Below are 18676 nucleotides of genomic sequence, written 5' to 3' on the forward strand. Positions count from 1 at the left end.
TGGTTATTTACTCTCTGACGCAACGCATTTCCCTCAAGCGAGGGCTCACTATCCTTAGTCGGTCTAATTTACCTGTAGCACTTTGCACCTGTAAGGATAAGTCGCCCTACCTTTAATAACATGCAGTGCCAAAGAAATGAGCACAACCTGCGGGGATCCCTGAAAGCCATGTTAACTCGATGTCAATGAGCCCGAAACAGCCCAATCCGGATAATCGCTAGACTGACCTTACCAGATGCCTTTGACTCAGCGAGGTCCACGGAAAACTCGACCAGCCAGTCATTCAGTTCCTCTGAATCCACGAGAGTTTGATCGACAGTCCAGACCGTATGGTCTTCGCCTTTTGAAATGTGAGTGTGCTCGAGCGATCGTGCGGCTGGATCCAAGCGTATCCATCCTCTACTTTCATAGAATGGATTCATTAGTTTCTCCAGTTCTATATCTTCCCACTTGGCACCGCTGCCCAATTCGGAAAGAGCTGACTTTAGATCGAAGCGTTTCGCTATCTCTAAATACTGCCGGTTCGCCAGTAGACGGATAAACGAAAAAACCTCGTTCCGGATCAATCTGGTAAAGGAATCTTTCTCCCTCGTGATATCGATTGATTCTGCTCGAATTGGAAGCTCCTCACTGGTCTCTTTTACGTATTCGGGATTTCGAATGCGCTCCCATTCGTCGAGCAAACTTGAATCCACATTTTTTAGTAAATACTCTAGATAGACTGTGATTTCATTAACGTTTTCAGTCTTGAAGACAGTTGGCACAGTATTCTCCAGAATACGGTAGACGTTGGTCAAATGCCGTAGGAGGAGCCCTTCAGAGCGGGCGAGTCCGTAGAGCTTCACATAGTCGCTGAAACTTGAGTAGCGCTCGAACATTTCTCGGGCGATGGATTTCGGTTTAATATTCTCCTGGCCCACCCAAGGATGCAGTCGCACGAACTCGTTGAAGGTAGCATAAATGAACTCACTTTCCGGTTTCGGATACTCCATTAAATCCAGCTTCTCAATACGCTGTTCGTACTCGATTCCTGCCGCTTTCATTTCAGCTATTTTATCGGATTTCAAAACATCAAGCTGCCGCCTCAAAATAACGTCTGGATCTTCCAGTATCGATTCGAGAACACTCAGCAGTTTGAACGGGTACTGCGGGTCTTGTGTATTCAATAATCCCAAGGCGTCAATACAGTAGAGTGAAAGTGTCTGATTGAGTGAAAAGTCGTCCTGAAGCTCCACATTTAATTGGAGCTTCTGGACTGATTGGCTAGGATCGTTGATCTCGATAATATTTCGCTCCACCAAAGCCCGAAAGAGCTGAAAACCCCTTCTTCGGAGACTCTTTTTGGAATACTCCGTATTGTGGCAATCCGCTATGATCGTTCGCATCGCCTTGCAGCCGTCACCCTTACGACTAAGAATGTTTAAAAGCATTCCATGAGAGACGGTAAATCGGGATTCTAAAGGTTCCGCAGAAGCAGATTGAAGCCGCTCGAAGGTATGCTCGTCCCAATGGACAAATCCCCTTTCCGGCGGTCTTCGCTTAACCAGCTTTCGCTTCTTTTTCGGATCGTCGGCGGACTTCGCCTCTTGACGCTTGTTTTCGATTACATGCTCAGGAGCCAATGCCACCACATAGCCACGATCATCAAATCCTTTCCGCCCCGCTCGTCCACTGATCTGATGAAAATCGCGTGCACTAAGAATAGACGTTTTCCTTCCGCCATACTTGCAAAGCTGCGTGAAAAGTACCGTTCTTATGGGAACGTTTACTCCCACCCCCAATGTATCCGTTCCACAAATAAATTGTAGTAAACCCCTCTGAGCGAACGATTCAACCAATACACGGTACTTCGGCAGTAGACCCGCATGGTGCAGGCCAATACCATTGGCGAGGTACTTTTTGATTTCCTTGCCAAACGGACTCGTGAAGGCAGCACCCTGGAGGGCCACACGCAATTCCTGCTTTTCCTCTTTCGTGCACGCGTTCACGCTCATCAAGTTCTGAGCAGTGTCCGAGGCCGACTTCTGCGTGAAATGAACGATATAGACGGGTCGCTTATTTTCCTCTTTCAGTTTTTCCAATGCCTCGACTAATGGCACCTCCAGGTAACTAAACTCCAGCGGAACAGGTCTCTCATTACTGGATACAGTTGCACATTCGATGCCGGTTAGTCTTTCCAGATCGCGACTAAAGAATTGCGTATCTCCCAATGTTGCCGAGATCAGCATGAATCGACAATGAGGCAGGGTTAGCAAGGGAGCTTGCCAGGCAACCCCTCTCTCGTGGTCCGAGTAATAGTGAAATTCGTCCATGATAACGTCATCCACTCGGGCCTTTTCTCCGTCTCTCAGCGCGATGTTCGCAAGAATTTCAGCGGTACAGCAGAGGATTGGAGCTCCTTGGTTGACGCTTGCATCGCCGGTCATCATACCAACGTTTTCCGGTCCAAAGTCCCGACATAAAGCCAGGAATTTCTCGTTCACGAGGGCCTTGATGGGGCAGGTATAAACGGACCGCCTGCCCCTCGACGCTGAAAAGAAATGCATCGCTGCCGCTACCAGAGACTTCCCAGAGCCTGTCGGCGTATTCAAGATGACGTTCTTTCCACTGAAGACTTCCAGTATCGCCTCTTCTTGTGCGGGATAGGGCTCGATGCTTTTTTTCGACAGGTAGTCGAGGAAGCGCTCGAGAAGCTCGTCCGAATCCAGTTTGCCATTCTGCGGCTGCAGGGGAAAGTCCATTTACGCCCGTGAGCTTCCTGCACTTGCCCGAAGGAGCAACCAAATTTCCCACTTTTAAAAACCCGCCCTAGCTATGGCTCGCGGTTTCCAATATTCCTTCGTATTTAGGATACCAAGACGGTTTTCAAATGATTCAAAACCCTTTCCGGCACACATTGGCTATTGCAGAAACAATCCCTTCTTCCCTCAATATAGCCAACCAACTTATGATTGTAATCGTTTTCATCGCCATTCAAGTCGGTATCAACACATACTTGTACCGCACAGTTACCAACGGTCTAGGAAGAGACTCTTGGCTAGTGTTGACGATTATTGTATTCTGCCTCCTTTCCTTGATAGCAGCCCTCCTCATGGAGCGAACAAACTGGTTGAAAAGTTCTCTAATCGTTTCTAAGATCGGATACAACTGGATGGGCGTTGGATTTATCTTCGCCTCTGTGGCATTCGTTTTCGATTCTTTACAGAGGTTTGTACCCCCTATCGACGATGGCACTTCACTGAAGGGCGTAGTGGTGATTGGGGGAACCCTTTCCATTTGGGGGTTGTTGGCAGCTAATCGGATAAACATCCGCCACATCTCCCTCCATTCATCCAAGATCCGGACTCGGGTCACCCTCACTCAAATCTCAGACCTGCATCTGGGCGATGCTAGCACTCAATCCCGCCTGCGAAAGGTGGTGAAAACAGTCAATCAGCTTGGCCCTGATCTCATTGTCTCAACGGGCGATCTATTCGATGGCTATCTTCCTCTGATGCGGCCGTATGTCGAATTGCTCAAAGAGGTGGCAGCTCCCCTTGGGAAATACGCAGTGAGCGGAAATCACGAAGTTTATGCTGGACTCGAGGAAGCGCTCGAACTGACCAGAGAATCAGGTTTTACCGTACTTAGAAACGAATCCGTAACCGTGGGAGGCGGTATTGCCCTAGCCGGCATCGAGGACCCGACTGCACGGAGAAACGAGGATCGTTTAGCGACTGCGGCGCAATGCTTCAAAAACCTCTCACCCGACCGGTACACAATTTTCCTTAATCACCGACCCAGCATCCGTCCCGAGCGATTTGAGCGATTTGATCTTCAATTGTCGGGCCATACCCATGGCGGACAGATTTTCCCGTTTCATATTCTGTCGAAACTCGCCTACAAGGCCAAACCAGGGCTCACCGAACTAGCTCCGCAGACTTTTCTTTACCTAAGCAGAGGCACCGGTTCCTGGGGTCCTCAATTGCGTGTCTTCGCCCCGCCTGAAATTACGCATTTCACCATCAATCCTGCCCCGCTCTGATCTAGTATTAGATCCAGTTGCCAAAGGGATGTATGAAGATCTGCTTAGGACGCTAACTGTACGTTGACAACTGGATTCTCCCCTGGATCCGGCCAACTAATGGTTACCTGTATCGGACGGCAACAAACCTCACAATCCGTTACCATTTCGATTTCTTGGGAACTATGCCCAGGCAAATCAATTTCAAAAGTCTGCCAGCAAGTGGGACAGGTAATGCTCAAGAATTCCACGAAGTGATTCTTATTCAAAGTAGTAAACTGGCAATTTTTATTTTGAGCTCAAATGCAAGGATAGGTTTGCAAGTGTCTACCTCGGGGCTGTCGCTCACACTACGCTATGTTCGAGGGGCAAATCCACAGTGCTGGGGGCATGGATGACCTATTTCCTGATTAAGAGATGGAACTCCGGTCTTCTCTTGTGCAAAACCCTATTATAGCGTTTTTAATGACCTGCATCAACAAGAGCTTTAGCCATCGTGTCCTATACCTTTTGCCGTTCGGATTAATTTGGCTTCTTTTTGGCTGCCGCTCCAAACAAGGCCTCTCTCCTGAGGAACTAGTCGAGGCAAAAGCAGCCTTTGAATCCTGTCTGGTATGCCATAGCACCCAGGAGATGCAAAGAGGTCCGATTATCAACGGTTTACCCGCCTGGTATAACCGACAACAGTTACGCAAATTCTTGGAGGGCACTCGCGGTCAAAGTCCGAAAAACAAGTCCGAACTCCTCATGGGATCGGCTCGTGATCGCATATCAGATGAGAGAACGATCAACCTGCTTTCTCAGTACATTGCATCACTACCTCCAAAGCCCTACCAACCAGTCGTTAAAGGAAATGCGTTGAATGGCTCAGTCCTTTACCAGAGTTGTATTCCCTGCCACGGAGCAAAGGGTGAAGGAAACGAGATCCTCAAGTCCCCTCCGCTCAATATTCAGGAAGACTGGTATCTTCTCGATCAACTGCGAAAGTTCGCTTCAGGAAAGCGGGGACACCACCCTAAAGATATTGAAGGTATTCAAATGGCGTATACTTTGGTGAATCTTGACGGAGAATCTCTCAAGGATTTGACCGCCCACATACAGGATTTCAGCAAGTCCACTCAATAAGGACCGGCTGAAATCATGACGTTACAAACTCCTGCAACGCTGACTTTAATTGAGGGTACGCCATAGCAAAAACCGTAATCAGAGGTATCATTCCGATCGTGGAGCCTGCCATGAGAACTGCCTGGGGCGAATTCAAACTGCTTCCGTAAAGCGCCGCTAAACTAATCGGCAAGGTCCTCGCTTCCTCGCTATGCAAAATAAGCATTGGAATGACATGGGCATGCCAGGCGAGAACAAAATGGGCGAAGCCAAATGCGATGAGGAAGGGTTTAACAAGCGGAAGCACGGAAAGGAAGGTCCTCCACTCGGACGCTCCCTCCATGCGAGCGACTTCAATTAATTCCTTTGGCACGAGCCGGAATACTCGAGTGAAAAACAGGAGCCCAAGACCACTTACCATACCTGGTAATGCCACACCTAAGGGATTGTCAAACAGGCCCAGTGTGTTGACCCAAACAAAGAGCGGCAACGCCACCATCTGCGCGGGAATCAGAACCACCATAAATCCCAAAGTGACAAGAGTCATTCTTCCGCGAAATTGGTACGTTCCGATGATGTAGCCAGCCATTGCGGCCAAGATGGTTGCTCCGACACCTTGGGAAATTGAAATGGCAATCGAATTAAAAAGCGTACGTTCGAAATTGAAATACTCTTCCGAAAACAGGATTCCAAAATATTGCCCAGTCCATTCCATCGGCCAATAGACTCGTGTATTGAAAATTTCACTATTCGATTTAAAGCTACCTAGAACCATCCAGAATAGCGGATAGAGGAAAATAAAAGCGGCGAGTAACATGGCTAGACTCACGACAAAAGTTGCGATTCGAGAAGTTCTCACATTCTAGCTCCTTTCCACAGGTAACGGGGGGCGAGAGCTACCAGGATCAGCATCCCTGCCAGCCACGGTAAAATGGAAAGGCTTACCGCCGCCCCACTACCAAATCCTCCACCGATAAAGGCCTTCTGGTAGGCATAAGTGACAAGCAGGAGTCCCGCATCGTTAGCGCCGCCCGAACCACCGAAAAGCACGTAAGAGCCGGCAAATTGGGCAAAGCAATCCACCAGCAGGTAGACCAGGCAAAACGTAATTGTCGGGGAAATGAGAGGAAGAGTGATTTTGTAAAATCTCTGCCAGATATTGACTCCATCTATCGCTGCCGCATCGAGCACGTCCCGCGGGCGAGCACTCAAAGCACACAGTAGAAAAAAGGTCATGAAGCCCGTCCATCGCCAGACTGCTTGGATGACAATTGCTGGCATTATGAAGTCAGGATCCGACAACCAATTGACAGTCTCAAAACCCAAAGGCTCGATTAGCCATCGATTCAATAGCCCTTCTTTCCCGTGAAACACGAGGAGGAACAGTAGTGCGAGTACGGTGGGGGGACAAAGACCGGGAACCACCAACGCAAATGTCAGTGGCCCCTGCAATCCCTTCCGGCACAGTCTGATTCCATGGGCGAATAGCAGAGCCAGCCCGATAGAAAAAGTGATCGTTGATAGGGCAAAGACAGAGGTGTTAGCGAGCGAGTGCCAATATCGTGAATCCTGAAGCAATTCACTGTAGTGCTTAAAGCCGACAAAAGACGACTCGCCCCACAGCGTGTCTGACTCAAGGCTTAGTAATAATCCTTTACCCAGAGGCGTAGCCCAAAAAACGAGAAGGAACAAAAAGAACGGAGCGGCCAATAATAGCCGCCCCCGGCTGATTTTTAAAAACCCAGAATAACGTAGCATTGCGTCAGCAGAGACTAATTCTACTCCGGCGGCCCGCCACCCCCTTCGAGCTGCTCCTTAAATCGTTCGAGGGCTACCCGAGCATCACCTTCCCCGTACATGATGCTGCTGAGCATTCCTTCCCGGATCATGAAAACTGCCATCGGCCGTCTCGGATTCATCATAACTCGGGGAACCTCCGGAGCAAGATCCACTAAGATTTGGCCCATCGAGTCGTATCCGAAAAACGGTTGCGGCTGGAGAAGTCGAATGTCCTCAAATGCAGGTTTGTAAGCGGGGAAGCTGTTCCCTTGTAGGAAGCGCTGCGCATTTGCCTCCTTGTTAGTCATAACGAATTTCATGAACTCCCAGGATGCGTCAATGGATTGGCTTCCCTTGTAAATCACGAGTCCCTGTCCGGCAAATGTCGAAGTGCGAACTGAATTCGGGTGGCCTTGGTCATCGGTCCAGACCGGAAGAGGCATCATTCCCCAATCCCCTTCCAAGTCGGAAGAGAATTGCTGAATCATGTCCAGGCCATACCAATCCGCACCCATGATTGCCACAATTTCGTTGTTGGCCACATCACCCCCAAAAAAGACAGGATCGAAAATCGAGCTACGATCCGGCATTAGGCCAATCCGCTTTTGAGCGAGTTCTCCCAAAAATTCCAGCGTGTCGACTGCCAGGTCGAAGTCGGGCAGGAGATCGCCCGTTTCTGAAAACAAATCCGATCCTCGCTGGCGCAAGAGGATCTCAAAATAGCTCGGATCCATGGCGAGAAAGGACTGATTTTTGGCTACCAGTTCTTCGCCAATCTCCACAAGGTCATCCCAAGTCTTAAACTCGCTCGGCGATAGACCGTATTGCTCAAACAGGTCTCGGCGGTAGTATATCAGCATCGCGCTCATGGACTGCGGCAATCCAAGCACGCGTCCTTTCTGGCTGAAGAGCTCTAGGCGTTGAGGCATGATGTCCTCTTTCAACCCCGCTTCAATTACGCGCTCAGTCAAATCCACAAAAGGCGTCTCATCCTGAAGATACATTCCAAAGAAGACTTCATCGAGTTGGATGATGTCCGGTGTGTTCGTTTGGGTTTTTAAAGCGATTGCCAACTTATCGGGCATCTCCCGGAAGCCGAAAGCCTGAACCTCCGCTTCGAAATCCGAATCGACTTCCTGCTGGTAAAGCCGAACCATATTGTCGTAGTAGATCTTGTCCTGCTGGGAACTGATCCAGATTTTAACGGATTCCGCGGAAACCGCCGCGGTGGCAATTCCTGACAGAAGAACGAGGAACAAGGTCTTTGATCTCAACGGGAAACGAATTATGGTCGAACGCATAGCAATTTAATATTAAACTGAATAGAGTGTTATCTATATGACGTCGAGGGTGAAGATTTAGGACAAGCGAGAATGATCGTTCGTTCCCTTTTCAATCGACCGAGCTCAGAGACCCAGGAATTGCCGATTGAGTGTAAACACCTCCTTTGGCGTGCCCAAGGCAGCCTTGAGGTGCACATCCCGATCCCATGAGTTCCGAGTTAGCCACAGGGACCAAAGTTGACTGAACTTCAGATTGAGGGGAAACTGAAGCGGCGACGCCATAGGCGTATTCGTTAGTGGATAGTCTGTTCCGTACATCATCCGGCCCTTCAGTCTCGGATCGTTCAGTACCTTGTTTAGATAACGCTTTCGATTGAACTGAGTGAGGGTTGAAATATCGGTATATAGCTCGAACCAGACATTTCGTTGGAAAATCTTCGAATCCCTTCTTTTTCCTCCCATTCCCAAAGGAGTCCGCTACGGTTAGTTTCATCCATGGCCCAAGTCGGAAAACAGAACCGTCTCAATCTGCTGAGAGAATCGCCCCAGGGAGTCTACCTAGATGCGGAAAATCTCGGAGAGATTTTGCTGCCTAAGCACCTCGTTCCTGATTGGGCGAAAATTGGCGATGTCGTCGACACTTTCCTCTATCGAGACTCGGAGGATCGATTGATCGCCACTACAAAATCACCCAAAGTTCAGGTTGGACAGTTTGCCTGCCTAGAAGTTTTGGAGGTTAATGATCGAATTGGGGCCTTTCTGGATTGGGGTCTGGAAAAGGACCTCCTACTCCCTTTTAGGGAGCAAAAGGCGAATGTACGACCTGGCCAGAAGGTCATCGTATTTGCCATGATTGACGATCACAATGATCGTCTCGTTGCCAGCGCTCGGCTGAATCGCCATTGGAATCAATCTGAACCAGATTACCAGGCCGGTGATCCCGTCCATCTACTGGTTGCGGAAGAGACTCCCATGGGATACAGGGCTATTATCGAAAATAGGCACACTGGTCTAATCTACAAAAGCGAGTTGTCAGAACCCCTTGAATACGGACAGTCCTTTCAGGGGTACATCAAGGAAGTTCGCCCGGACGGTAAAATCGATTTGAGACGCGACGCCGCCGGTTATCGACGCGTTCTCCCACTGGCAGAGAATATCTTCGACAAACTGACCGATGATGGCGGATTCCTCCCATTCAACGACAAGACAGATCCCGAAGTTATTCGGAAAACTTTCGGCGTCAGTAAAAAGGCGTTTAAACAAGCCATTGGCTCACTTTACAAACAACGCCGTATTGTGTTTGAGGACGATGGTATCAAATTGATTAAGTACTAGGAGCCAAACCCGCCCTTCCACGAGGCATCAGGTTAAGGCTAAAAACCCCAACTCCGACTTTTCTACATTCCTTTAAAATACGAATCCAGCAACGAAGCCGGTTTCCTTTTGCACTTCAGGGCTCGAGACGGAGGGTTATCAGATTTCTCTATGACATCCAAAGGGGCCCCATTGGCATTCGGATCGCTTTTGGCCAACACACGCTTGGGTCGAGTTAGGGGGATCGCATCGAGGTCCAACTGAGGAATCAGTGCTTCGAGGACGCCGTAGTCGTTCTTGCCCGATCCGAGATTTGCGATCAACTGTTCGTCAACGGCGCGTCGTTGAGCACCCTTCTCCGATTCTTCCTCACGCCCGTTCAAAGCATCCAATATCTCTGACTCCAACTCATCCTCGCCACCTGCGGGTACACCCATCTTGAGAATCGAATCCTCCTCTTCGGTCTTCGCCTGTTCATTAAAGGGCCCACCTCCGTTTTCTGCCGCCTGCTGGGTTGGGTCTGTCGACTCCGCACGCTTTGGCTGCTGGGCATTCAAAATTTCAAAATCCGAGTTATCTTTTCCTTCCGAAGCCATGTTTAACTAGACAAGCCTAGGTCTCGATTTCCGTTTGTAAATACCTCTAGATTATCGACACATTTAAAGAGTTGTTAAACGGGGTCTATACCGGGCTTTCTGAAGGCTCAACTGCAGGAATGGACGCTCGTTGCCGATTTACCAATTGGGCTGGTTTCGAATCTGCGATTATGGCGACAAAGATAAGTTTTTTAAATATCAAAGGAGGTACGGGAAAAACCTCTTTACTCGTAAATGTGGCATCGTGTCTCGCGTACATGGGAAAACGCGTTTTGGTGGTCGATTTCGATGCTCAGAGCAATTCGAGTATATGGCTCATGCGCCTCGACCGTTGGAACGAGTTGAACCGGAATCCAGCGAATTTTATTCTAAGTGTTTTTAAAGAAAACGGCTCCTCACTACGCAATTGTATCCAAAAGGATGTGGTTCGTGATGCCGAAGGTGATATCGCCCTCAAGGGCCTTGATTTAGTTCCATCGAGCTTCTCGCTAATGGATCTTGAGCACGAGGTACCCAACCCTTGGGAGAAGCCGTTCTACGCTCACTTTTTCGACGAAATCCAGGACATTGAGGATCAGTACGACTACATCTTCTTTGACTCCCCACCCAATTTCTTTCGCGGGACGCAATGCTCGGTCTTTTGCAGCGACCACATTGTGGTCCCGGCCAACCCAGACGCTTTGAGTATCGTCGGCTTCCACCTCCTCATCGACAAACTGGAATCCTTCAAGAAGCAAAGCTACCGCTGGCGTAAGGAGCGTTCCGCTCCTGCTCCGGAAGTGCTTGGGATTTCACTTAACGCGGTTAAACCAGGTGCCAACATCGATGTGCCTATCGAAAGATTCACTGCGCAGATCGAGCGATTCGTAGCCCAAAAGAAGGTACCACAAAAGGCCTGTGTTTTCCCCGAGACAATTCGTCACTCCATTTCCGTTGGACGGGCAGTCCTGCAAGGCCTGCCAATGGTGCTGATGAGCAAGCGAGAGGCTTCCATGCAGGTTGCGGAAGACTACGTCCATACGACCCAAAGAATTCTTAAGCTCACCTCAGAGACCATGCCACGCATCCCTATTTCGGACCGCTCCCTGTCACTCAATTAGGTTGGAAATCGACTTCTTTACAGAGCTCGCCGAGCTCTTTGGGTCGAAGTGTGACTAACTTGATTGCTCCATTTTTGGTACAATCAATCTTGTCTTCTGAGAAATTAGGGCCATCACTTCCTAGGTTTTGGCGTTCCTGCGGGAACTTTAGCACATTAATTTCCTCATTCCCTCACCAATCTCCAATGGCTAATTCATTCAGTGACAGCGCTTTTTTAGTCACAGGATCTACTAGAGGTATCGGACGCGGGATTGCCGAGCTGCTCATTAAGGAAGGCGCCTCAGTGGGGATTCACGGGCGCGATATCGAAGGGGTCAAAGCCGTTTGCGATGAGCTAGGAGCCGATAAAGCGGCCCCATTCGCCGCGGACCTATCCAATCCCGAAAATGCAGCGGAACTGGTAAAAGCGTTTTACGCCCATTTCGGTCGCCTAGACGGTCTCGTAAATAACGCAGGCGCCGGCAACCCGGTCGCATTTCGCGGTCTCAAGCTGGAAGGCTGGAGAGCCACGCAAAGTTTGAATTTAGAATCCGCGTTCATTGCATCCCAAGAGGCCTACAAATTGATGCGTAAATCCCGTTCTGGCAGTATCGTGAATATGGCCTCAATCTCGGCTCATGGACCCGGAAATCTAATGGGGGCTGATTACGCTGCCTCCAAAGCAGGTCTCGTCAGTCTCACACGAACATTTGCCCTCGAAGCCGCTCGCTTTGGCATCCGCTGCAATGCCGTCTCTCCCGGAATCGTGGAAACCGATATGGCTGAGGGCATGAGCGAGGAGATGATCCAAAAAATGGCGATCCCCCTCAACCGCCTTGCGACAACCCGCGATGTTGCCAACGTGACAGTATTTCTTCTCTCAGAAAACGCATCCTACTTAACCGGGCAGGTCATCCACGTCGATGGCGGTCAGTTCATATACGGATAGCCTTGCTATATGATTAATGAACCCAGCCAAAGAACCGGCTCCGCCCGCCACCGAGTCGTCGTAACCGGTATGGGAATCGCCTCGCCCCTTGGCGTTGATGAAAAAACTGTCTGGAAGAATTTGATTGAGGGCAAAACCGGCATCGGACCCATTCGTGCCATCGACACCTCCGCATTGAAAGTGCGCAATGGTGCTGAAGTGCCTGAGGGACTGGCGGAAGCACGGCTGAAATCCATGGGTCGACGTCCCAGTGATCGGGCTCTCGACCTGGCGGTCGTTTCTGCCCAAGATGCCCTGCTCAATGCCAAACTCCTCTCTCAAGAGCAGGAAATCGTCCCTCAAGATGTATCCGTTATTTATGGCACAGGGGTTGGAAGCGCGGAAAGCCACTACAAGTCCATGCAGGCTATGTTTGAGAAAGGACCTCAGAGAGCTCGACCCACTGCAGTGCCTCGCTGCATGTACAACGCGATTTCAGCGGGCATTTCTCTTCAGTTCAAGCTCACGGGTGCCAACTACATGGTCGTATCCGCTTGCACATCGGCAACTAATGCAATTGGGACCGCTTATCGCATGGTCCGTGACGGATATGCACAGACCGTTCTTACCGGTGGATCGGACGGCTTTTTCGACCCCTTTTTCTATCCTGTCTGGAATAACATAGGCGTGCTTTCCAAAATTGAGGACCCCATCAAAGCCTGCCGCCCTTTCGCCGCAGATCGGGAAGGTACTATTTTAGGCGAAGGGGCCGGGACGCTCATCCTAGAAACCTTGGAAAGCGCCCATTCTCGAGGCGTACCTATTCGTGGAGAGGTCCTCGGCTATGGGGAGTCGTCAGATGCGACCCACGTGACAAACCCAAGTTCGGAAGGCCAAGCGAAAGCCATGAGAATGGCCTTGAATGAGGCGGGTGTCTCACCTCAGGACATAGGGCACATCAACGCCCACGGTACTGCCACTCACGGGAATGACGCCTGTGAAAGTAAGTCAATCCGCAGTGTCTTTGGCGATGCCGCCGACGACGTTCCTGTCGTCGCCAACAAAAGCTATTTCGGGCATGCCCTCGGCGCTTCAGGAGCTCTCGAGTGCATATCTGCTTTTCTCGCCCTTGAGCATGGCATCTCCCCTCCCAATCTAAACAATGAAAGTCCCGACCCGGAATGCAGAATCCATATGGTCGGAGCAAAACCAGTATCCATTGATTCAAGACCAGTAATGAAAAATAGTTTCGGATTCGGCGGCGGCAACGGCGTATTGGTACTCGGACCTAGCAACTAGAAATAATTTATGAGCGACATTTCAAAAGAAGAAAAAATCATCGGGCAGCTTCGAGGCATTCTCGAAGAATCCTCTACCACAGAACCGGATTGGGATAATTTCGGTCGAAATTCGACGATCGAATCCCTCGGGCTCGATTCTCTCACCATCCTCGATTTACTCTACGATATCGAGGAGGAAATTGGAGTCCATTTGGAGGCAAAGGAAGTTCTCAGCATTACTACGCTTGGAGAACTCGTCGATTTGCTCATCAAAAACGGCGCTTGAAACACCTTCGGCATCTCATCGAGTATGGCTTGTTCCGAGTCGTACTTTTTCTCTTCGATTCCCTCCCCTACACGTTCACTTGTAAAGTGGCTCGCGGCACTGCCAATGTATGGTGGGTATTTGACCGCAAACGCCAGATAGTGGGACGCGACAATGTCATTCGCAGCGGGATTGAGTCCGATCCCAAGAAGGCTCGAGCCATCGCGAAAAAGGCGGCTCACCACATGGCCATTGTCGTCGTAGAGTCTCTTCGTTCTACAGATTTCCTAAGCGATGAAGATACCACTGATAACATCGTGCTCGACATAAAGCCAGATGTGCTTGCCGTGATGCAGGATCCCGAGCAGAGCCTCATTATTGCATCAGGACACTTTGGGAATTGGGAAGTCGCTGGACATTGGGTCTCTAGGTTCAAGCCTGTGGCGGGTATCACCCGAGCCATGAACAATCCGCTCATTGAGTCCATGGTCAAGAAAAGGAAGTCCCGGTTCCGGTTTCGCCCAATCCCCAAACACGATAGCAATACGGGTCGATTTCTTGAGGTTCTCGAAAATAAAGAATTCCTTGCCCTCCTATTCGATCAGCACGCGGGCGACTATGGAATGATGATCGATTTCTTTGGTCATCCGGCGTCCACTTTTAAGACCCCGGCCATGTTGCACCTGGTCACCCGCACGCCACTTTGCTTCGCCTCCTGCCGCCGTATTGGACCGAGGAAATTCGAGATCTCCACCTCAAACCTAATCCACCAGCCACGCAGTGGGAACAAGAACGAAGATCTCAGAGGAATCCTGGGCAGCTTGAATCGTGACCTAGAGGCCGCCATCCGCAAAGACCCCACCCAGTATCTTTGGGGACATCGGCGCTGGCGGGACTAAGCCCCTCCCACAACCTTTTTCCCATATAGGTGTGATCGTATCGATTGGCATCGATTTCAGCGTTCCCAGAGAGTCGTCCCCACTCTTCAAATCCGAATTTCAGTAATAGGTTGATGCTCGGAGCATTGGATCCGAGCAATATGGCGACGATTATCTCGATACCCAGACGGGAACAATCTGAGATCGTTCGCCCGAGGAACCCGGTACCAACTCCCTTGCCTCGATGCGCTTCTGAAATCTAGTAACTAATTTCTGCAGTTTTATCGAAGGCCGATCGGCCGTAAAGGTAAGGACTCAGACTGCACCATCCCTCCGTCTCTGCATTATTTTCGGCAACGTAAATGGGATACCTTTCTTCAGAGTGTTCCTTCAGCCAGTTTTCCTTGTTTTCAATTGATACGTATTCCGTATCCGCTGTTGATATACGGGTTTATATCGCTTCGTTATAAATCCGAACGATACTCTTCCAGTCACCCACTTCGGCTATTCGTATACCCATCTCTGACAAAATCTGCTGATTCTTTAACCTTTGTAATCTACCCCGTCCGGCCAAATAAAAGTGCAGAAAAGGGGTCCTGACACTAACCTTTTTGTCTTCCCATTGAATCTCCACGGAGCGGCTGCCTCAGAAGCAGGCTACATCAGTGAAATCTCCTTATTTTCGATCTTGAGTTTTCGAAACGCGTCGTATTTCGTTCCGGCTCGTAACGCGAGAGAGTTACCCGTGGGGCAGTAGCTCAGCTGGATAGAGCACCTGATTTCTAATCCGGTGGTCGGGGGTTCGAGTCCCTCCTGCCCTACCATGACTAAAGCTTTATTACAAAGGGTGAAGGATCGATTAACCGAACGCCGAGGACAACGAAAGACGGACGAGAAACACCATTTAAGATCGCGGTGTAAAACCGCTCCTACTCATGTAAAGGGCCTGACACAAACAACATGACGCTAGGTGCTAACAACTAATCGCCAAACGCCCCCTCAGGCCTACGCCAACGCGTATTGCTTTTCAGTTAGCTCAGTAAGAGATACCCAGTTTTTCCAGGCAGTTCGTAGCTCTTTGCGCAGTTCCTTGATTTCGAGCAGCAATACTTGGCGGCGTTCTTCTGTCGCCACTTTCAGTTCACGGTAGGCTTTGGCCAATTCAGCGGCCTTCCCCTCAAACTGCTTCGACATCTCCTCAAGCTTGTGACGCACCTCTTGCGCACCTTCGTCAAATTCATCTCGAATACGCTCCAGAAGCAACTGCTTGTCGTTTTTGACCAAGGTTTGCTGGATGCGAATGTTGTTCACCCAACGGAGGTTCTTTACGAGACCGATCTTGGACGAGGTCCAGATCAGCCATTTGGTAGGGTCAAAATGGTACCAGCGGATACCGTTGCGGTAGTCATTGGCGATCGCGTGGTGGTAGTTGTGGTATCCTTCACCGAAAGTCACTACGGCTAGCAGGGCGTTGTCTGCCGCTGTCTGTTCCTTAGAGTAAGTGCGCGAGCCCCAGATGTGGGCCAATGAATTGATGAACCAAGTGCAATGGTGAATCGTAAAAATACGAAGCAGCACGCAACCGACAAAGGAAGCCAGCGGAGACATGAATAGGCAGCCGAGAGCGAATACAGTCCCATTTACGAGCAGAAACAGCTTCCCGTAGTGGTTGTGCTGAAACATGACTCGTTTGTTTTTCAAAAGATCACCGACGATTCGATCATTGATTGGAATGGGCTTTCTGGCGAAAAGCCAGCCGACGTGAGCGAACCAGAATCCTCGGTTAATATTGTAGGGATCTTTCTCCGTGTCCACGTGGCTGTGGTGGATGCGGTGGTCATTGGACCAGCTCAAGGCGGACATTTGACCCGAGAGCATCGACATTATGAGCCAAAACCACTCGTAGAACGGGTTCGCGTCATAAGTTTTGTGGGCAAACAAGCGATGATAGGCGGCAGTAATCGCGAACCCAGAGAGAACAAAAGTCACGAAGTAGATTACGAAAGTCGCGAAGTTGAAATCGCTAATAATGAATGGTAGCAGAGTGAAAAGCGCGACGTGATAGCCCGCTATCGTGCCAAAGGTTCCCCAGTTTTGTATACGCATGTGTAAAATAGAAGTCCCTAAGTGGGAAGGTTTGTTCAAAAACAGCCGCATTTGTCGCGATTTTCTTTCATTACGCAACCCTTAGATAACGGTTTTTAGGTTAATTTCCTGAGTATTGGCAAAATCAGTAATAGAAATAAGACCGTTAAACTGACGAAATACGTAAAATTGAACCGATTTAGGAGTGAATACAAAAGCGGATCCCGCTCGTTAAAACTTTGAATCTTTTCGAGGAATCAGCCTACTGATGTTGGACAGCGTCGAATCTTGCCCCTCACCCATAACTCAGTGGAACGCCTAGACTCACCACCAGCTTCGAACCTGCAGAATCCCCTTGATCGACTCAAGGTTTCTTTAGCTACCCGCCTACACGGGAAAAGCGACGCCATAGACGCGATTGTGACCTGACTCCTTGCGGAGGGCCACATTTTGATCGAAGACGTGCCGGGCGTTGGTAAAACCACCCTCACCTACGTCTTTGCAAAGTCGCTCGACTGCCAATTCAACCGCATCCAATTTACCATTGATATTCTGCCATCAGGCATCCTTGGTGTCTCCATTTACAAAGGATCCGATAATCAGTTCGAGTTTTTCAAGGGTCCTGTCTTCTCCAGCATCGTACTCGCCGAAGAGATTAACCGGGCCTCCCCTAAATCTCAATACGCCCTGCTCGAAGCTCTGGAGCGAGGTTTGGTAACGATCGATGGCGCCTCGCGTCCGATCAAACCGTGAATTAGCCGACCCGCTACAACACTTAAAACAGAGGGCGTTACAGCTTCGATACAGCCCCTATCGTTCGGAGGTGGATGTACGGACACTTAGACGGGAATTTCGACGCTCGATCGCCAAAACGTAAATTTGCCGTTTCGAGTGCGAGTCTAAGTGTCCGTGCTGAAGCACCCGAAGAAAGGCGCTCTACTTTTCGAAATCAATCACGACCTTAATCGACCCGTCTTGCCGATCTACAAAGAGCTCATAAGCCCTCTGGGCTTCGTCAAAGGGCAGAGAGTGAGTCAGCAAAGGTTTCAGGTCGACCTCTCGCGCAGCAATCATCCGTGCGGCCTCAATGAAGTCGCCGGCATCCTTTGCCCCCACCGAGTGATGGATCGTCATATTCTTCATAAACGCTTTCCCCAGCGCATAGTGGTCCCGATAATCGTGATCTACTACGCCAAACGCGAACAGAACCCCATCGACACGCACCAATTCGATCGCTTCATTAATAGCCAGTTCGGCATGTCCGATGGCTTCAATTACAATGTCGGCCAGTACTCCGCCGGTTAGTTCGGAAACCGCTTCCAGAACATCGGTTTCGGTCGTATTAATCGTATGATCGGCCCCCACGACACGACCCGTCTCTAGCCGGTACTGAAGTCGATCAATTCCAATTACGGCCGCCGCCCCCTTTTGTTTCAACAAGGCGTTGAACATGAGCCCGATCGGCCCTTGGCCAAGGACCACTACCGTTTTTCCAGCGACGTCTGGCATCTTTCGCCAGGCGTAGAGCAATGTCCCAAAAGGTTGGGCCAGTAGGAGTTCTTCCTTGGAAACGGGGCTTTCAGGCAACGAAAAAACACGATTTTCCGGCAGTGTCAGGTATTCGAAAAATCCGTACTGATGAAACGGAAGCCCTAGCACGAAGTCGCCTTCGTTAAATCGATCGGACGCAGACTCCTCTACGACACCCACACATTCATGTAAGGAAAGCCCAACCGGCAATGGGTAAACCTTTTCGCGTTCATAGGTTACGTGTCCATAGGGGCTTCGCTTGCCTTCGTCACTCAACCACTGCTGGTCGTAACCGAAGTAGGGAATGTCCGAGCCGCATAGACAGGTCTTCTGCAGCTTCACCCGGACATCTCCGGGCTTTAGTGTGGGAATCTCAACTTCAATAATTTCCGCTCTGCGCGGTCCTGTAATTTGTACGGCTCTCACGGATTGAATTGAGCCCAATCCACACCAGCAATGCAACTCCGGAAGTGATTCGATCGCTCTGTCAAGTCGACCTATTCGCATAGTCCTCTCAATTTTCCAGACGCAAGACCTCAGCGATCCATGTA

19 protein-coding genes and 1 tRNA gene are annotated in these 18676 nt (G+C 50.0%); 10 read left to right on the top strand and 10 right to left on the bottom strand.

Translation table 11 applies throughout. The features are described from left to right. Nucleotides 1-182: 182 nt before the first annotated feature. Nucleotides 183-2741, bottom strand: coding sequence for a DEAD/DEAH box helicase (locus GA004_RS10015; RefSeq protein WP_283393720.1), 2559 nt, complete (start codon nt 2739-2741; stop codon nt 183-185). 128 nt (nt 2742-2869) lie between these two features. On the opposite strand from GA004_RS10015, the gene GA004_RS10020 reads away from it, so the two are divergent. Continuing rightward, nucleotides 2870-4024: a metallophosphoesterase gene (locus GA004_RS10020; protein ID WP_283393721.1), complete on the top strand. Its 1155-nt coding sequence runs from the start codon at nt 2870-2872 to the stop codon at nt 4022-4024. A gap of 44 nt (nt 4025-4068) precedes the next feature. Here GA004_RS10020 and GA004_RS17985 read toward each other — a convergent pair whose 3' ends face one another. Next, nucleotides 4069-4254: a zinc ribbon domain-containing protein gene (locus GA004_RS17985; RefSeq protein ID WP_343218849.1), complete on the bottom strand. Its 186-nt coding sequence runs from the start codon at nt 4252-4254 to the stop codon at nt 4069-4071. Between the two features lie 166 nt (nt 4255-4420). Between GA004_RS17985 and GA004_RS10025 the strand changes: the two genes are divergently transcribed. Then, nucleotides 4421-5128, top strand: a complete 708-nt coding sequence (locus GA004_RS10025; protein WP_283393722.1) for a c-type cytochrome — start codon at nt 4421-4423, stop codon at nt 5126-5128. Nucleotides 5129-5141: 13 nt separating this feature from the next. Here GA004_RS10025 and GA004_RS10030 read toward each other — a convergent pair whose 3' ends face one another. The 4 genes from GA004_RS10030 to GA004_RS10045 form a co-directional block, all read right to left on the bottom strand. Next, on the bottom strand, nt 5142-5966 hold the full coding sequence (locus tag GA004_RS10030) for a carbohydrate ABC transporter permease (RefSeq protein WP_283393723.1): 825 nt from the start codon (nt 5964-5966) through the stop codon (nt 5142-5144). Beyond that, complete coding sequence (locus GA004_RS10035) at nt 5963-6865, bottom strand: carbohydrate ABC transporter permease (RefSeq protein ID WP_283393724.1); 903 nt, start codon at nt 6863-6865, stop codon at nt 5963-5965. The genes GA004_RS10030 and GA004_RS10035 overlap by 4 nt, the downstream gene beginning before the upstream one ends. 20 nt (nt 6866-6885) lie before the next feature. After that, nucleotides 6886-8187, bottom strand: a complete 1302-nt coding sequence (locus tag GA004_RS10040) for an ABC transporter substrate-binding protein (RefSeq protein WP_283393725.1) — start codon at nt 8185-8187, stop codon at nt 6886-6888. A 105-nt stretch (nt 8188-8292) separates the two neighbouring features. Continuing rightward, nucleotides 8293-8631 (bottom strand): hypothetical protein, encoded by a 339-nt coding sequence (locus GA004_RS10045; RefSeq protein ID WP_283393726.1) that lies wholly within the window; start codon nt 8629-8631, stop codon nt 8293-8295. A gap of 33 nt (nt 8632-8664) precedes the next feature. On the opposite strand from GA004_RS10045, the gene GA004_RS10050 reads away from it, so the two are divergent. Continuing rightward, a complete protein-coding gene (locus GA004_RS10050; RefSeq protein ID WP_283393727.1) occupies nt 8665-9504 on the top strand; it encodes a CvfB family protein in 840 nt (279 codons plus the stop codon). Nucleotides 9505-9566: 62 nt separating this feature from the next. Here GA004_RS10050 and GA004_RS10055 read toward each other — a convergent pair whose 3' ends face one another. Continuing rightward, nucleotides 9567-10079 (bottom strand): hypothetical protein, encoded by a 513-nt coding sequence (locus tag GA004_RS10055; protein ID WP_283393728.1) that lies wholly within the window; start codon nt 10077-10079, stop codon nt 9567-9569. Between the two features lie 170 nt (nt 10080-10249). On the opposite strand from GA004_RS10055, the gene GA004_RS10060 reads away from it, so the two are divergent. The 5 genes from GA004_RS10060 to GA004_RS10080 all read left to right on the top strand — a co-directional run bounded on the left by GA004_RS10060 (nt 10250) and on the right by GA004_RS10080 (nt 14531). Beyond that, nucleotides 10250-11179: a ParA family protein gene (locus tag GA004_RS10060; RefSeq protein ID WP_283393729.1), complete on the top strand. Its 930-nt coding sequence runs from the start codon at nt 10250-10252 to the stop codon at nt 11177-11179. A gap of 185 nt (nt 11180-11364) precedes the next feature. Further along, nucleotides 11365-12108, top strand: coding sequence for an SDR family NAD(P)-dependent oxidoreductase (locus tag GA004_RS10065; RefSeq protein ID WP_283393730.1), 744 nt, complete (start codon nt 11365-11367; stop codon nt 12106-12108). 9 nt (nt 12109-12117) lie between these two features. After that, complete coding sequence (locus GA004_RS10070) at nt 12118-13386, top strand: beta-ketoacyl-[acyl-carrier-protein] synthase family protein (RefSeq protein WP_283393731.1); 1269 nt, start codon at nt 12118-12120, stop codon at nt 13384-13386. Between the two features lie 9 nt (nt 13387-13395). After that, nucleotides 13396-13653, top strand: a complete 258-nt coding sequence (locus GA004_RS10075; RefSeq protein WP_283393732.1) for an acyl carrier protein — start codon at nt 13396-13398, stop codon at nt 13651-13653. Beyond that, a complete protein-coding gene (locus GA004_RS10080) occupies nt 13650-14531 on the top strand; it encodes a lysophospholipid acyltransferase family protein (protein ID WP_283393733.1) in 882 nt (293 codons plus the stop codon). The genes GA004_RS10075 and GA004_RS10080 overlap by 4 nt, the downstream gene beginning before the upstream one ends. Here GA004_RS10080 and GA004_RS18205 read toward each other — a convergent pair. Beyond that, nucleotides 14434-14769, bottom strand: coding sequence for a GNAT family N-acetyltransferase (locus GA004_RS18205; RefSeq protein ID WP_425492930.1), 336 nt, complete (start codon nt 14767-14769; stop codon nt 14434-14436). The genes GA004_RS10080 and GA004_RS18205 overlap by 98 nt on opposite strands. 488 nt (nt 14770-15257) lie before the next feature. On the opposite strand from GA004_RS18205, the gene GA004_RS10085 reads away from it, so the two are divergent. After that, nucleotides 15258-15334: transfer RNA gene (locus GA004_RS10085), tRNA-Arg, on the top strand. A gap of 181 nt (nt 15335-15515) precedes the next feature. On the opposite strand, the gene GA004_RS10090 is transcribed toward GA004_RS10085, so the two are convergent. Further along, the gene (locus GA004_RS10090; RefSeq protein ID WP_283393734.1) at nt 15516-16616 is read right to left on the bottom strand and encodes an acyl-CoA desaturase; all 1101 of its coding nucleotides are present in this window, start codon (nt 16614-16616) and stop codon (nt 15516-15518) included. Nucleotides 16617-17045: 429 nt separating this feature from the next. Between GA004_RS10090 and GA004_RS10095 the strand changes: the two genes are divergently transcribed. Beyond that, the gene (locus GA004_RS10095) at nt 17046-17348 is read left to right on the top strand and encodes an AAA family ATPase (RefSeq protein ID WP_283393735.1); all 303 of its coding nucleotides are present in this window, start codon (nt 17046-17048) and stop codon (nt 17346-17348) included. A 183-nt stretch (nt 17349-17531) separates the two neighbouring features. Here the strand turns inward: GA004_RS10095 and GA004_RS10100 are convergent, their stop codons facing one another. After that, on the bottom strand, nt 17532-18551 hold the full coding sequence (locus GA004_RS10100; protein WP_283393736.1) for a zinc-dependent alcohol dehydrogenase: 1020 nt from the start codon (nt 18549-18551) through the stop codon (nt 17532-17534). Nucleotides 18552-18676 lie beyond the last annotated feature (125 nt).

This window comes from Candidatus Pelagisphaera phototrophica, assembly GCF_014529625.1.
Taxonomy (GTDB): Bacteria; Verrucomicrobiota; Verrucomicrobiia; order Opitutales; family Opitutaceae; genus Pelagisphaera; species Pelagisphaera phototrophica.